Raw genomic sequence first — 15,416 nt, forward strand, 5'->3', positions numbered from 1 at the left:
TATCCAGATTGCTCAGCGTATTGCAATTCAACAAACTAAAAGGGACGCTTGCGCGTCCCTTGGTTATTGGCAAAGTACCGTCCCGCTACAACTTGAACACACTCACCGTCTGCACCAGTGCCTGCGATTGTTCCTGCAAGCCTTCGGCAGCGGCAGCTGCCTGTTCTACCAGGGCGGCGTTTTGCTGGGTCATTTCGTCCATTTGAGTGATGGCGAGGTCGATTTGTTCTATGCCCGTGCTTTGTTCGGCGGTGGCGGTGACGATTTCTGACATGATGTCGGTGATGCGTTTGACGCTGGCGACAATGTCGTTCATGGCTTTACCGGCGTGGCCAGCCAGTTCATTACCGGCGTCGACCTGTTCTACACTGCTGCCTATCAAGCCCTTGATTTCGCGGGCGGCGGTGGCACTGCGCTGGGCCAGGTTGCGGACTTCGGCGGCGACTACGGCAAAGCCACGGCCTTGTTCGCCTGCGCGGGCGGCTTCGACGGCTGCGTTCAGGGCCAGGATATTGGTCTGGAAGGCGATGCCGTCGATGACGCCGATAATTTCAGAAATCTTGCGCGAGCTGTCATTGATGGCTTCCATGGTGTGGATAACCTGGTTGACGATGCCGCCGCCCTCGGTGGCTACCTTGCTGGCATCATTGACGAGTTGATTGGCCTGCCTGGCGCTGTCGGAGTTTTGCTTGACCGTACCTGTCATCTGCTCCATTGACGAAGCGGTTTCTTCCAGACTGGAAGCCTGGGTCTCGGTACGTGCTGACAAGTCCACATTACCCTTGGCAATATCGTGAGTGCCATTATTGATATTCTCTATGCTGTCCCTGACGTTGCCGACTATGCCTATCAGGCTGACGCGCATGTCTTCCAGCGCCTGTAACAGGCGTCCGGTTTCATTGTTGCCACTGGCATCAGCGGGATAACGCAAGTCGCCACTGGCGATATGCTGAGCCACTACGATGGCCTGTTCCAGCGGGACACTGACTGATCGCGCAATGGCCCTGGCAAACAGACCTGCCACGCAGATCAGCGCCAGCATGGCGATGATCATGGTCCATCGGAGTTGATAGAAATCGCTGATGCGCTGATCCAGTATGCTGTGCAATTCCTTGGTGGCATCAGCATTGAGCTGAAATTGCGTATCGATGGCCCGGGTAGTCACTTGCACATACTCCACTGATGAGAAATCCAGTGTCTCGGCCTTGGCAATTTTTTCAGTGGCCAGTTTCATTGCGCCTGTGGCCTGTCCAGTGGCTTCTTTCATGACGGCACCGAGTTTTTTCTCGATATCAGGATTGCTGAGTACGGCCTTATTGAAGGAATTGTTCATCTGCTGTGTACGGTCCTGGGAACGGGCAATAAGGTCAGAGACGACCATCTTGTCTTCCAGCGTCGCTTCTTTTTTGGCCAGCAGGCCCGCACCCTTGGCACGCATGCGCCCCAGTTCTTCAGTCAGATAGGGCTGGATGTAGTACATCGCCTGTATCAACTGATAGCTATCTATATTGGGATCAAGGCTGAGGCCGTAATAGTCGCCAATAAGGTCATTGACCAGCAGCAATTTGGGCACCAGGGCGCTATGAGCCTGGTAACTGGCAGGTACGGCAATACTGGCCTTGGTAACCTGTTCACGCAGGGTATTCCAGTCTTGTTCGGCCTTGTTCCAGGCATCGGTGATGGCTTTGTCATTGATCTTTTTGATAATGGCTGCCATACCAGAATACGAGGCATCAGCTTCTTTCTGCTTGGCTTCGCGTTTGTCTTTTTCACTGGAAACACCACCCAGTACCAGAGCTGACAAACCCCGGTGCTGCTGTGTCAGCTGCACGGTTTTGAGTATCAGGGTCATGGCTGGCAGGCCTTGTTTTTCAGCCAGCGCAGCGTCAAGGTTTTTGGATGATTCAAGGTAATACAGGGCGGTTGGTATGGCTGTCAAAATCAGCGCTATCACACTCAATAGTACAAATTTTTGCCATAATAGCAACTTTGTCAATATCGATGTCATCCCAGCCTCCTGTTGTGGAACCTATAAGATTTTCTTGTTAGGCAGAAAGTTTATAAATTTATCTTAGCTCAGGCAAGTTGAGATTGCGATACGTTTATTGAAATCTGCACGTTTTTCTTGTCAGAAATAGTTACAGAAATAGTGACGCTTTTGAATCAGGCTGGTAGCCTAGCGGAAATCCGGAGTGAACAGGCTGTGTATGCGCATACTTTTAGTTGAAGATCATATTGAGTTGTCCCACTGGCTGGCCAAGGCCTTGCGTGATGCCCATCTGACGGTGGAAACCGCCATGAACGGGGCCGATGCCGACGCGCTTTTGCATACCCAGGAATATGCCCTGGTCATCCTGGACCTGAGCTTGCCCAAGATGGATGGCATGGATGTGCTGAAACGCATGCGCGCGCGTGGCAGCAAGACCCCTGTACTGATTTTGACTGCCCGTGGCGGCCTGAATGACCGGGTGCAGGGTTTGAATTCTGGTGCTGATGATTACCTGCCCAAGCCATTCGAGCTGGCCGAACTGGAAGCGCGCGTCAAAGCCCTGCTGCGTCGTGCCCAGGGCAACGAAGCGGTCACGCTGACTTGCGGTGCCCTGAGCTTTGATACCGTCATACGGCAGTTCCACTATGAAGGTCAGCCACTGTCACTGACCCCGCGTGAATACGCGGTGCTTGAAACCCTGATCAGCCGTCCCGGCCAGGCAGTATCCAAGGACAAGCTGTTTGATGAGGTGTTTGCCCTGGATGACGATGCGAATCTGGACGCGATAGAAATCTACATCCACCGTCTGCGTAAAAAACTCGAGACCGTCAGCACCGGCAAGGTTGTCATCGTCACCCTGCGTGGCATAGGTTATCTGTTGGAAGCACGCTGATGGCCAGACCTTATCGACTGGGGAGTTTGCGCGGGCAGTTCTTGCGCTGGTTGTTGATACCCCTGGTCTTGCTGGTGGCGCTGAATGCTTTTTCTGTATACCGCAATGCTCTCGATGCGGCTGATCTGGCGTATGACCGTTCACTGCTGTCTTCCGCACGGGCACTGGCAGAAAGAGTGCAGATCGTTGATGGCAAAGTGGTGGCAAACGTGCCCTATGTCGCGCTGGACAGCTTTGAAACCGATACCCTGGGGCGTTTGTATTACAAGGTCACAGGTGTCAATGGTGAGTTTGTTTCCGGCTATGAAGACTTGCCGGATTTACCCAAGAATGTACCGCGTTCAGAGATTTACCCTGCCCTCGTGCATTTCTTTCATGCTGATTACCAGGAGCAGCCTGTGCGCATCGCCGCCCTGCACCAGCCTGTGTATGACGACCAGATGCGTGGTATCGCCCTGATAGAAGTGGGTGAAACCCTGGATGCGCGGCGCGGCCTGTCACGCAAAATCCTCATCGATACCCTGTTGCGCCAGGCGGCATTGGTGCTGGCGGTAGCGCTCATGGTCTGGGTGGCTTTGCGCTTTGTACTCGCTCCTATCATGCAATTGCGGGCTGATGTAGAGGCACGTGAGCCGACTGATTTGTCCGGCTTTGACCCGAATGTCGTGCACAAGGAAATACGCCCGCTGGTGAATGCCATGAATGCCTATATGGAAAGGCTGCAGACCCTGATCAACGGGCAAAAGCGTTTCATCGCCGATGCCTCACATCAGCTACGCACACCCTTGACGGTACTGAAAACCCAGGCGGAACTGGCACTGCGCGAAAATGATGCGGTAGCCATGCGCCAGATCGTCGCCAGCATTGCCCAGACTACCGATGCCACGGTCCATCTGGCGAACCGCTTGCTGACACTGGCGCGTACCGGCCATGGTGCAGTAGCGGCAGAGCTGGAAGATATCTTGCTGAACCAGCTGGCACAGGAAGTGTGTCTGGAACTGGCCATGCCCGCGGTGCGAAAACAAATAGACCTGGCACTGGAAGCCGATGAAGACATCCCTTATCGCGGCAACACCTTGCTGCTGCATGAAATGCTGAGTAACCTGCTGGATAATGCCATACGCTATACCCCGGAAGGTGGCCGCATAGTCTTGCGTGTCTATCTGGAGAATGCGCAAGCGAAGATAGATATCCAGGATACGGGGCCGGGCATCGCAGAGACCGAACGTGAAAAAGTATTCGAACCCTTTTACCGCGCCTCCGCCAGTTCTGTTGCCAATCCCGGCGGTACTGGCCTGGGGCTGTGCATCGTGCATGACATTGTCAAATTGCATGGTGGTGATATCAGTCTGGCAGATGCTGACTTGCAGACAGAGGCGGGCACTGTTGTGTCGGGCCTGCGCGTTCATATCCGTTTCCCTATAGTCACCGGAGTGGTGTAGCATACTCGGTAGTAGTATGTAGAACTCATCTCATCCCTATTGATGAAATGAGTTCTCTATTCAATAAATTCAGGCACACCATAGCGAAGGAGCATTTTCATGGCAGATACTCCCCCACTGAAAATAGTGCAAGGCACGGCTTTAAATGATCAGCAAAAGAAAGACTTGTTACATCGCCTGGCCAGGGTAGAAGGGCAATTGCGTGGTGTGCAAAAACTGATTGCCAAGGCGGCAGTGCCAGCTGATTGTGAGGCAGTGGCACAACAGATGTCAGCAGCACGCAAGGCGCTGGACCGGTCTTTTGTGACCTTGCTGACCAGCGCAGTTATCACCCATGCAGAAAAGGCCGAGACGACAGAAGAGGCCATCGCCAGCACCCGGCGTCTGGCGTCTTTGCTGGAAAAATTCGCCTGACCATGACGCACTAAACGAAAACGAAGCGCCGTATGTTCATTCAGGCGAAATCAGTTGCAGCACAAGGCATGCGCAAACTCAGGCAGCCTGCGTCGCTGGGCTTGTGTCTGCTGCTGTTGGCTTCTGCACTGTTCGCTGCTAGTCCCGGCATGGCGACAGAGACGGCAAAGCAGGAAAAGCTGGTTTTGCTGATACGTGAATTGCGCAATGAAGCTGGTGACATCGTACCCATACGTGATGAAATCCGGCAGTTACTGAATTATTTTGAACATCAGCTGCAAATCAAATTTGAAATTCGCCGTTATCCCTGGACACGCTTATTAGTCAATGCCAGGACTGGTGAGGGCATCGTTTTTGGCCTCTCAAAAAACCGTGAACGTCTGCAGACTTACCAGTTCTCTGAAGCCATTTATGCCAACTATGTCTGGCTGGTGACACGTAGCGATGCCAGCTTTACTTATAACAATATGCTGGACCTGAAAGGAAAGACGGTTGGCGTCATCCGCGGTACCAGCTATGGCGATGAATTTGACAGCCAGCGCAATGTCTTGTTCCAGGTGGAAGAAGACGTAGGCTCACACGGCGCACGCTTGAAAAAACTCATCAATAAAAGAATGGATGTGATGATCTTTGGCGACCGCCGTGCCCAGGCAGACGAGGTCGAACAATTATTGATACGTATCTTGCGTAAAGAATCCAGCACCAGCGACAAAAGCCTGGAGCAAGCATTCAAAGTCTTACCCAAACCCATGCTGGTTGATGAATTGCATTTCGCTGCAACTGGTATGCAATATGAAGAATGGATACGCAAGCTCAATGCAGCGATACTGGCAGGCAGAAAATCAGGCGAGATCGGCCGTATACTCATCAGTGACAAGTAAGTAGCAATGCCTATGCCGCCATATGGCGTGCCTGCCTTTGCGGCAAAGCCTTTGCCACTACTTCCCTGGCAGCTTCTTTCCTGGTCTGTCTTTGAGGGGCCGATGGATCAGCTTTGTTGCCTTGCTTGTGTATGGCTTGCCCGGCATAGTCCTGCGAAGCAGCAGCTTGCACTGCTTCACTACTTGCACCATGCACTTCCAGCAGCCACCTGTTGACGAGTGCGGCCAGTTTGTCGAGGGCGATGCGGTGGGTCGCATCGGTATTGACGAACAGCCAGTCTGACAAGGCCATGAAGTTTTCAAAAGCGGTATCTGCCAATATCAGGGGCAGGCTGTGTGAAAAACGTCCTGAATTGGCAATCATGTCCCAGTAACGAGCAAAGCGTATCAGCCTTTGCATGTCGCCAAAGGCGATGTCTTTGTTGGCCAGTATGGTGTAGGGCGGCTGCGGATCAAAAGCCAGTTGATAGGCTTCTGTGTGGCGGATAATCGGTGTGCCGCGCAGGCGTTTCAAGATGCCGAACTGTATCTCATGCGGGCCCAGGGCCACCAGCTTGTTGAAGCCTGCGGCAAAACTCTCCATGGTTTCACCCGGCAAGCCAGCGATCAAATCCACATGCAAATGCGCGTGTGAATGTTCGCACAGCCAGCGTATGTTCTCGGCAGCTTTTTCATTGTTTTGCTTGCGGCTGATGAGGGCTTGCACGTCGGTGTTAAAACTTTGTATGCCTATCTCGAATTGCAGGCTGCCTTCAGGGAATTTTTGTATGCCTTCTTTCAAGGCATCTGGCAAATGGTCAGGCACCACTTCAAAATGGGCGAACACAGGGTCATGCGGCGCTGCCTCCAGTTTATCAAGAAAGAACTGCATGATCTTCAAGCTGGTTTTGATGTTCAGGTTGAAAGTGCGGTCAACAAATTTGAACAGGCGCGCTCCGCGCTGATACAGCACTTCCATCTCTTGCAGGAACTGGTCTATATCAAACTGCCAGGCCGTCTTGTCGAGTGCAGACAGGCAGAATTCGCATTTGAATGGGCAACCGCGTGAAGCCTCCACATACAGGGTGCGGTGACGGATGTCCTGGTCGCTATACAAGTGGTAGGGCAATTGTATGTCGGCCATAGGTGGTTGCAGACCCGCATGCACCTTCATCAGTGGTTGCGGGCCGTTCAGGATTTGCTGGCACAGGGCGGGGAAACTGACGTCGCCCCAGCCGGTAATCACATAGTCTGCCAGGCGTATGATTTCCTGGTCGCCGGTTTCATGCGATACCTCGGGGCCGCCGAGTACCACCACGACGTCAGGTGCGACACGTTTCAGGACAGCGACGATCTGCGTGGTTTCAACGACGTTCCAGATATAGACACCAAAGCCGACGATGAATTTTTCACCGGGCTGGCGCAGCGCCAGGATTTTTTCGACAATATCGGTACTGCGCGCACCAGTGACAAATTCCTGTATCCGCGTGACTGGCTGCAGCTTGCCCATATTCGCAAGCAAATAGCGCAGCCCCAGAGAAGCATGGGTATAGCGGGCGTTCAGGGTGGTCAGCAGGATAGTCATGGTGCGAAAAGGCGGGAGCAGCTAAAGTACGCTATTGTACGCCTCAACGGCAGGCATCCTGCCATGATTACTGTGCATCGTTGCGCGACGCCAGACGGCCGCGCATATGCTGGTGAAGAAACTTACTTATCTGGCATTGTATGCCTCAGGCCTGATTCAGCTGCAAATTCAGCCTGTATAAATACTACTTGTATGCAATTACTACTTATGACGGCGTCAGACTCAGTCAGTCAGGGCAGCAGTCAGCATAACGATAGTTGCCAGTATTTGAGCAAAAACGATAGCGGTGATCATGTGTATTTCCTTGGTTGATTAAAAACAAGTTCATGATAAGAGAAGCAAACTTGTTAATCCAATCACATGATTAGATGTCTGTTATATGAAATGTGAATGTCACTGTTAAGTCATATTTCCAATTCACATGGATGTAATATCGCATCCCTTTCTCACTTTCAGCATATATTTGCCTATATCTACAAGTCTGCAACCTGTGTTTTCTCATCGCTCATTCATGTCTTGCCGGATAGTGCAAGCACTGGTTCAGGCTGCTTAAGCCAGCCAGTCAGCCCCCTTTCCTGCCGTTTTTCTTCATCAAATTCTTCGACGTAAAAAACGTTGGAGAGGTGTTTTTGACACTTCAATCTCCGTTTCCTGCGTTTCGTCGCATGCCCCTCGCGGATTGACAGCGCAAGCTCTAAAGTACACACATCAACCAACCACAAAGAGGAAAACGAAATGAAAAACACAATCAACAACACATTCAAAACTGGCCTGATTTTGTCTACAGCATTGCTGACTGGCGCACTGGCAATCACTGCTGCTTTTACCCAAGGCAAAGCTGAAGCAAGCCAGAATGTCACCAGTATCGCCAGCGTGACTATCTCTGCAAAGCGTATGACTGAAGAACAAAAACTGGCATTTGACGCAGCACAGGACGTGACGCAAACAGTGCTGATCAGTGCTAAGAGAATGACTGCTGATGAAAAAATGGCGATGGATAGAGCTGAGCAATTTGAACGTCAGCAAGTGGCAGAAAAAGCCGCATCACGCAAACATGTTCAAGGCTGATCAAGATGTGTTTTTTGCGCGATAGTCATCGCCAAAACCACGCGGGATGTCAGTATTTGCAAACGGCTTTTTTCTTGACGACAGCCCGTTTTTAAAACAAAGATTTTCGACTTCATTATCGGCATCGTGCGGAAGTTTTTGTTTTGAAAATGGGCGTAGGAAATGAGTTCAGGGCCTGTTAACCATCATCCTTATCCTGTAAATGCAGCGCTGTAAAACAGCGCTGCATTTCTGCGTCTGCGGCCAGGCACAAATCTTCATCATCTGCGCTGATGACAGCGGCGTTGACCAGCAATCTGATTTTGCTGATATCGCTTGCCTGTTTCAGCGCCAGCCCCAAATCCTGTAGTGGCCCATCATGACTGACCTGGTCTTTGAGTGCCTGCATGACGGCATCGGGAAAATCCCATTCTTTGGCAATGCGGTAAGACAGGATATGCGCCATATGTAAAAAACGCAGACGAAATTCTGTTGCCAGCGGCATGACTGGTGCCACCATGATTTGATCGAGGCTGCGAAAGGCAATGATCAAGCCTATGTTTTGCACCAGCCCCGCCAGAAAAGCATGAAAACCATCAAGACCGCGCTCTTGCGCCAGCAGGCGGCAAGCCTGCGCACATTTTTCTGACTGTTCCCAGATCAGTGGTGCAACCACGCATGTAATACGACCCGACTGTAGCTGTATCAATGGCCGGAAAGCCGTGCGTGCCACCAGCATGCGCAAGCCATTGATACCCAACAGACGTATGGCGTTGTCCAGATTGCTGATCTTGTCTGCCGGGCTGTAGTAAGAGCTGTTCACTTCACTGATGATCTCGGCCAACAGGGTCACATCCTTGGCGATATGGTTGGCCAGTTCATCGACCGAGACATTTTCATTACGCAGGCTTTTCAGCAGTTGTGGTAGTACACTGGGCACGCGGGGTATGTGGCGGGTATTGCCGAAGTCTGCCCTGACCAGGCGGTCAAGTGCAACCAGCAAGGGCTTTTCTGCTCCATGCTGTATTTGTTTGCCATACTCACCCAGCAGCCAGGGGTAGAAACGCGAATCGACATCAAAGCCAGGCTGCCAGGCACCCTCTTCGGCTACGATGTCTTCCGGTGCGCTAAAGATAGTTGCTGCCTGCAGTGACTCTGCATCAGCTTTGGCCGAACCTATGCCCAGCCGCAAGCATAATCTGCGCAAAAAACTCAGCACTCTGCCTCCTGCTGAAGGCAGCGATGGCAAAGCGTCGGGGACAGCAGGACAGTCTGCAACATGTCTGAGCGCTCCTGAAGTTGATGCCTGTTATATTCGCATAAACCCAGCCTTGCATGCACACCTACCGCATGCTTTGGCCTTGATTATGTTACTTTGCTTTACAAGTTGTTGCATAAATTGATTAGGGCAAAAGCAGTCTGATTTTCTAAGATGAGGGCTTACCATTCCCGCTTGTTTGTCCCTGGAGCTTCACCATGTTCAAGTTATTTGCCCTTTCTGCACTTCGTCATCCAGCCCTGCAAGCATGTTCTGTATGCCTGGCGCTGGCACTTGCCGTGCCTGCAGCTTCAGCAGAGGCAGGCGCGCTGCGTGACAAAATCATGGAAAAAAGGCAGGAAAGAAAAGAGCAACGGGCAGAGCAGGTGGCTGAAAAGAATGAAATGACTGATACAGAGACAACAGACCTTGCCCCGCAAGGCTTACCCGCTGGTACCAAGGTCTTGCGCGATGTCGCCTATGGCAGTGACAAACGCCAGACCATGGACGTGTATCTGCCAGCGAATGCGGCCACACACAAAACCATGCCTGTCATCTTCATGGTGCATGGCGGCGCATGGAGGACAGGTAGCAAGACTGCCCGTGGTGTGGTTGAAAACAAGGCTGCACACTGGCTGCCCCAGGGTTATATCTTCATTTCCATCAATTACCGCATGTTGCCCGACATCAAACCGCTGGAGCAGGCCGATGATGTCGCCAAAGCCCTGGCGACCGCACAGAGCAAGGCAGCAGAATGGGGTGGCTCGCGCAAGCGTTTTGTCATCATGGGCCACTCAGCCGGGGCCCACCTGGTCGCCCTGCTCGCCAGTTCGCCCGCCATTGCGGCCAAGGCTGGTGCCTCTGCCTGGCTGGCAACCATCGCACTTGACAGTGCAGCCTACGATATCAACAAAATCATGGAACAAAAACATTACCGCTTTTATGATGAAGCCTTTGGTGCTGAGCCTGCCTATTGGCAAGCCAGCTCACCTACCCTGCAATTGAAACAGGCAGCAGCGCCCTTCGTGGCCGTATGCTCCAGCATCAGGCCAGACAAACCCTGCGCGCAGGCTGAAGTATTTATCAATAAAGCCAGGTCCCTGGGCATGCAGGCATTGTTGCTGCCGCAAAGCCTGAGCCATGCCGATATCAATAAAAACCTGGGTCTGGATAATGCTTACACAGCGGCAGTGGATAATTTTTTGAAGTCCTCAGTTATTGCCCATGACAGCCCATGATTAAGCGTGGCGATATATTCTGGGCAAATCCAGACGACGAGCGTAGCGCTGTCCCCGGCCTTGCACATCCGCATGTGATTTTGCAGGATGATATCTTTAATCAATCCCGTATTGCTACCGTGATCGTCTGCGCCCTGACAAGCAATCTCAAGCGCGTAACGGAGCCGGGCAATGTGTTGCTGGAACTGGGTGAAGGTAGTTTGAACAAGCAAAGCGTGGTGGTGGTATCCCAGATTACTTCCATTCCTAAAAATCAACTTGGTGAATTCATAGGTCATTTGTCTGACGAAAGAGTCTTGCAGATTTTGGCGGGGATCAGATTCCAACAGACTGCTTTCTTTTCGCGATGAAAGAAGTGAATGATTTATTTTGCGACCCTTACCCATTCTCCGCGGTCGCTAATTTATTTGAGTGATTATTTTATCTAGGACTTGAATCGTCCTAATTACTGCATATGCTGACTCCACTGCATTAACACGCGCATAATTGTCATGGAGAAAAGCAATGAACACCCCATCCCTTGCCTTGGTTGGCGCTGCCCTGTTGGGTACTCTTGCTACGGCCAGTACTGCTGAAGTAGCTGGCAACACCATCAATACTGGTGAATGCTGCAATGTCTTAGAGTTGCGCCAGTATGTGACTTATCCGGGTAAGCGCGATGCACTGATCTCTTTGTTTGAGACGCATTTCATAGAAACCCAGGAAGAAACCGGGATACGCCTGCTGGGGCAATTCCGTGACGTGAATGATCCCTACCGCTACACCTGGCTGCGCGGCTTTCGCAATATGGAGGCGCGCAAGCAAGCCCTGGCGGATTTTTATTCAGGCAAGACCTGGCAGACGTACCGTAATGAGGCCAACGCGACTTTGTATGATAACGACGACGTACTGTTGCTACGTCCCGCTACATCCGCCAGCGGCTTTATGCCGGGATCGCGCACACGGCCTGCGCCAGGTAGTACAAGCCCACGTAGTGGTTTTGTGGTGGTAACGGTTTACCATTTTGCCCAAGAAGTGCAGCCTGAATTCATCAGCAAATTCAACGAGCAGCTTATGCCCATGTTTGAACGCCATGGCGCACATGTCATGGGACGTTTTGTCAGTGAAAAAAGCCACAATACATTTGAGCGTTTGCCCGTACGTGAGAATGTGAATGTCTTTGTCTGGTTCGCTGCCTACCCTGACCGCGCAGCGTATGAAAGCTATCTGCAACGTCTGGCTGCTGATGCGCAGTGGCGTGACCAGGCGTTTGCTGATTTGTATAAATCGCTGCAACGCTGGCCAGAGATCCTGATGCTTGAACCTGCTTCACGTTCACTCTTGCCTTGAAATGAGTTCTGATCATTTAGGTTGATAATGCACACCACCTGCAAGATTGACTGCGCGGACCTTGTCATGCAGGTTCGTATGTAAGCTGCGCAAGAGACTACCTTCTTCATCGTCCTGTCCCAGGTGCCAGAACATGGCACCGGCCAGCTTGTATTTTTTCAGGTAAGCGACTTTATAGGCGAAGGACTGTTCATCGTCATAGCTGATCAAGATTTTCTTTTCAGCGTTATAAATCCAGGGCACCTTGGTCTCGTTACTGAAATAGGATTTGTAGCCCAGGTTGGCGGCCAGGAGTTTCTTGATTTCGCCATAGCCAGGCGTGCGTGGATCCTTGCGTGCGGTGCAGGCATCGCACCCTGTCAGCAAGCCGGGGTCGCCTGCATATACATCACCGGCAGGCGTGACAAAGGGCTGATACAAGCCCTGATTGCTAGCTTCAACCTTGAAGTAAGCCCGTCCGTAAAATGGCAGGCCCATGACCAGCTTGCTGGCAGGCACACCTGCATGCAGGTGCTGTTGTACTGTGGCATCCACTGTCAATGCCATGGGTGAAGGGAAACGCTTTTCCAGTTCTTTTTGCGTCAATGCCGGTTTGAAAGACAGCGTGCGCAAAGGGTTTTCAAACATGGGTTCACGCGTATCGCCAAACAGGTGGGCATTATGGTTGGCCAGTTTTTCCCATGCTCCATTGAAGTCATAACTCATGAGATTAACGTAATCAACCTGCGCAGCGATTTGCGGCAAATGCAGATAGGTGCGTGCCATGCTGAAAGCGCCGCCAGCGACAGCAATTGACAATTGATTTGATGGCTTGGCCTGCTTCAGTTGCAAGCGCATTTCCTTGAGCAAGGCGACAAAGTTCTGTGCATCTTCAGCACGTGGGTATTCCCAATCCAGATCAAGACCATCAAAGCCGTATTCGCGCATGAAGCTGACACATGATTGCGCCATTTTCTTGCGGTTCTCTGCTGTCGCAGCTGCTTTGCGGTAGCGCTCGGCCGTGGGGCTATCATCATTGGTATAAGCCCAGCCACCGATGGAAAACTGCAAGCGTAAATCAGGATTATGTTTTTTCAGATCATGCAATGCATGAAATATCTTGCCTGCGGCCTGTAGATTGGTACCCTCTTCCAGCGCACATTTCCCATCCTCGCTTAGCGTCAGGAACGAGAAATTCAGATGCGTGAGCATGCGCGCCTTGTCTGCCGTGATGGCAGATACCGGGAATGCGACTTTACCCTCGTCGTAATGATTGATATTTTCTTTGTCCAGTGCGTAATACGCCATGACCACGGGCTTGCTGACTTCTTTCGCCAGAGTGGTAAATGCGGAACATAAGGCCAGCATACTGAACAGGCATGACAGCAAGGGGCGAGGAGTAGAGGACGTGATTTTCATGCTCATAGCATGCAAGCGTGGCCAAAATGGGTCAACAGGTTTTTACTTCTTGCCAAAGTTGAACATACCACTTGCATGCGCGGCTTGTAAGACAAGCATACCAGTCCACTATAATACCAGACTGGTATGGCATACTATATGCCTACTTTGAAGGAAAACCGCATCATGACAACAGAAGAACGACTGATAGACCTGGAAATACGCCTGACCCGCCAGGATGATCTGGTCGATACCCTGAACACCCAGGTATATCGCCAGCAAAAGAAAATCGATGAACTCGAAGCGCTATGCACAGCGATGGCCGCACGCTTACGGGAAGTGGCAGTGGCTGCCAGCCAGCGCACTGCCGTGGTGGATGAGAGACCGCCGCATTATTGAATGCCAAGTTAAGACACGGGATGCAGTGTACGCAAATACGCATAGTCCTTGCACCGCATCCCCCATACCTTAAATAAGGTCTATTTAAAACTAATCGCCTTATTCAATTTTGCTATCACGTCATCTGGTACGTTCTTGCTGCAAATAAGATATCTCTCCCCACCGTCAGGCATATCGCTTGCCTTGAACTGGCTGAACTTGTCCTTCGCCATATTGGATTGCTCAATCAGGTAATTTGCTTCTTCTGGTGCTGCAAACATCAGGTCGGCTGACTTGCTGGCAACCAGTTGCAGCATCTGGGTGTTGGTACCATTGGAAACTACCGTCTGTGGTTTGATTTTTCCCAGTGCCGCATCTATGTAATGGCCGTAAGAAAATTTTTCCTTGATGAGTATCTTGATGCCCGGCATGGTCAATACTTCTTCCAGCTTGGCATTGTCCTTGATCTTGAAACTGCTGTTGACGATCATGACAGCAGGTTTGTCGCGATACAAGGCTTTACTGAACTTGGCGAAACCTTCACGTTCTTCGGTTTTATACCAGCCTATGGCACAGGTTTTTTGTGTATTTTCCTGCACCATGGCCAATTGGCGGTTGGGAGCCGCTTTGGCCCAAGTGAATGCCACACCAGCACTTTTGAAGGCATTGGCTGCAGGACTTGCCGTCAAGCCTGACGCGGAACCATCCGGCTCTTCGACTATATAGGGTGGCCGCACATTGTAGTTAAGAACGATCTTGTCGTCAGCCTGGCTGCTGGTGGTAACAGCCAGCGCAGCTAGCGCACAGAATTGAAAAAGAGCTTTGTTGTTCATATTGGTCTCTCAAAATGTGATTGCATTAAAAGTTTTGCCAACTGCTTTTCAACAACTTCCCAACACTTTTTACATCCTAGCCGACAAAGCCGGATAAATCCATGTGCGCTTTTGCTATTTTATTGCAGCAGATCTTGCAGCGCGCGTGCTACTACCTTGGTTGCCCGCCTCAAGTCTTCCAGATTCAAACGCTCATCTGCGCGTTTGGCATGTGATTCCAGTACAGTACGTGGCCCTGCACCATAGATAACACCAGGTATGCCTGCTTCAGAAAACAGACGCACATCCGTATAGAGCGGCGTACCCAGTGCAGGAATCGCTTCACCAAATACTGCGCCGCCATGCTTTTGTATCGCTTCCACTAGCGGTGTGTTACCCGGCAGTGGCCGCATGGAATTTGCCAGCAAGATGCGTTTTACGTCGACGCTGATGCCAGGCAACTCAGCCGCAGTATCGCTGATGACTTTGCGCAACGTCGCTTCGACTTCTGCCGGATTTTCTTCCGGTATCATGCGGCGGTCCAGTTTGAAAGTGACGCGGCCAGGGATGACATTGGTATTGGTGCCGCCTTCTATCGTCCCCACATTCAGGTAAGGGTGGGTAATGCCTTCGACTTTCGATGTAACCTGCTTGTACAGGGTATTTTGTGCATACAGGGCATTCAGGATTTTCACTGCTGCCTGCAAGGCATCAACGCCAGAATCAGGGATTGCTGCATGGGCCATCTTGCCGTGCACGGTCACTTCCATCTGCAAACAGCCATTGTGTGCTGT

The 15,416-nt window shown here is 51.5% G+C and carries 15 protein-coding genes; 9 read left to right on the forward strand and 6 right to left on the reverse strand.

Annotation, left to right across the window (positions count from 1 at the left end; genetic code table 11):
- Positions 1 to 85 precede the first annotated feature (85 nt).
- Entirely contained in the window at positions 86 to 2,008 is a 1,923-nt protein-coding gene (locus AC3WQT_RS23765; RefSeq protein WP_492707695.1) for a methyl-accepting chemotaxis protein, read from the reverse strand.
- A gap of 199 nt (positions 2,009 to 2,207) precedes the next feature.
- Between AC3WQT_RS23765 and AC3WQT_RS23770 the strand changes: the two genes are divergently transcribed.
- From AC3WQT_RS23770 to AC3WQT_RS23785, 4 genes are all read left to right on the forward strand, one after another.
- Complete coding sequence (locus AC3WQT_RS23770) at positions 2,208 to 2,882, forward strand: response regulator (protein WP_492707696.1); 675 nt, start codon at positions 2,208 to 2,210, stop codon at positions 2,880 to 2,882.
- A complete protein-coding gene (locus AC3WQT_RS23775) occupies positions 2,882 to 4,324 on the forward strand; it encodes a sensor histidine kinase (protein WP_492707698.1) in 1,443 nt (480 codons plus the stop codon). Before AC3WQT_RS23770 ends, AC3WQT_RS23775 begins: the two co-directional genes overlap by 1 nt.
- Positions 4,325 to 4,423: 99 nt before the next feature.
- Positions 4,424 to 4,738 carry a metal-sensitive transcriptional regulator gene (locus AC3WQT_RS23780; RefSeq protein ID WP_492707700.1) on the forward strand — a complete coding sequence of 105 codons (315 nt, stop codon included), beginning with the start codon at positions 4,424 to 4,426 and terminating at the stop codon, positions 4,736 to 4,738.
- Positions 4,739 to 4,770: 32 nt separating this feature from the next.
- The gene (locus tag AC3WQT_RS23785) at positions 4,771 to 5,619 is read left to right on the forward strand and encodes a substrate-binding periplasmic protein (RefSeq protein ID WP_492707701.1); all 849 of its coding nucleotides are present in this window, start codon (positions 4,771 to 4,773) and stop codon (positions 5,617 to 5,619) included.
- Positions 5,620 to 5,629: 10 nt separating this feature from the next.
- Here AC3WQT_RS23785 and AC3WQT_RS23790 read toward each other — a convergent pair whose 3' ends face one another.
- The gene (locus AC3WQT_RS23790; protein WP_492707703.1) at positions 5,630 to 7,183 is read right to left on the reverse strand and encodes a B12-binding domain-containing radical SAM protein; all 1,554 of its coding nucleotides are present in this window, start codon (positions 7,181 to 7,183) and stop codon (positions 5,630 to 5,632) included.
- Positions 7,184 to 7,918: 735 nt separating this feature from the next.
- On the opposite strand from AC3WQT_RS23790, the gene AC3WQT_RS23795 reads away from it, so the two are divergent.
- On the forward strand, positions 7,919 to 8,251 hold the full coding sequence (locus AC3WQT_RS23795) for a hypothetical protein (protein WP_492707705.1): 333 nt from the start codon (positions 7,919 to 7,921) through the stop codon (positions 8,249 to 8,251).
- Between the two features lie 178 nt (positions 8,252 to 8,429).
- Here AC3WQT_RS23795 and AC3WQT_RS23800 read toward each other — a convergent pair whose 3' ends face one another.
- The gene (locus AC3WQT_RS23800) at positions 8,430 to 9,449 is read right to left on the reverse strand and encodes an HDOD domain-containing protein (protein WP_492707707.1); all 1,020 of its coding nucleotides are present in this window, start codon (positions 9,447 to 9,449) and stop codon (positions 8,430 to 8,432) included.
- Positions 9,450 to 9,706: 257 nt separating this feature from the next.
- On the opposite strand from AC3WQT_RS23800, the gene AC3WQT_RS23805 reads away from it, so the two are divergent.
- The 3 genes from AC3WQT_RS23805 (at position 9,707) to AC3WQT_RS23815 (ending at position 12,055) form a co-directional block, all read left to right on the forward strand.
- On the forward strand, positions 9,707 to 10,726 hold the full coding sequence (locus tag AC3WQT_RS23805; protein ID WP_492707708.1) for an alpha/beta hydrolase fold domain-containing protein: 1,020 nt from the start codon (positions 9,707 to 9,709) through the stop codon (positions 10,724 to 10,726).
- The gene (locus tag AC3WQT_RS23810; RefSeq protein WP_492707710.1) at positions 10,723 to 11,076 is read left to right on the forward strand and encodes a type II toxin-antitoxin system PemK/MazF family toxin; all 354 of its coding nucleotides are present in this window, start codon (positions 10,723 to 10,725) and stop codon (positions 11,074 to 11,076) included. Before AC3WQT_RS23805 ends, AC3WQT_RS23810 begins: the two co-directional genes overlap by 4 nt.
- Before the next feature lie 154 nt (positions 11,077 to 11,230).
- Positions 11,231 to 12,055, forward strand: a complete 825-nt coding sequence (locus AC3WQT_RS23815) for an NIPSNAP family protein (RefSeq protein WP_492707711.1) — start codon at positions 11,231 to 11,233, stop codon at positions 12,053 to 12,055.
- 12 nt (positions 12,056 to 12,067) lie between these two features.
- Here AC3WQT_RS23815 and AC3WQT_RS23820 read toward each other — a convergent pair whose 3' ends face one another.
- Positions 12,068 to 13,453, reverse strand: coding sequence for a glycoside hydrolase family 18 protein (locus AC3WQT_RS23820; protein WP_492707713.1), 1,386 nt, complete (start codon positions 13,451 to 13,453; stop codon positions 12,068 to 12,070).
- Between the two features lie 138 nt (positions 13,454 to 13,591).
- On the opposite strand from AC3WQT_RS23820, the gene AC3WQT_RS23825 reads away from it, so the two are divergent.
- Positions 13,592 to 13,831 (forward strand): SlyX family protein, encoded by a 240-nt coding sequence (locus AC3WQT_RS23825; protein WP_492707715.1) that lies wholly within the window; start codon positions 13,592 to 13,594, stop codon positions 13,829 to 13,831.
- Positions 13,832 to 13,911: 80 nt separating this feature from the next.
- On the opposite strand, the gene AC3WQT_RS23830 is transcribed toward AC3WQT_RS23825, so the two are convergent.
- Positions 13,912 to 14,643: a substrate-binding periplasmic protein gene (locus tag AC3WQT_RS23830; protein ID WP_492707717.1), complete on the reverse strand. Its 732-nt coding sequence runs from the start codon at positions 14,641 to 14,643 to the stop codon at positions 13,912 to 13,914.
- A 119-nt stretch (positions 14,644 to 14,762) separates the two neighbouring features.
- Positions 14,763 to 15,416: M20/M25/M40 family metallo-hydrolase (locus AC3WQT_RS23835; protein ID WP_492707719.1), on the reverse strand; the 654-nt coding region annotated here is incomplete at its 5' end.

Source organism: Undibacterium sp. FW305-107 (assembly GCF_058788535.1).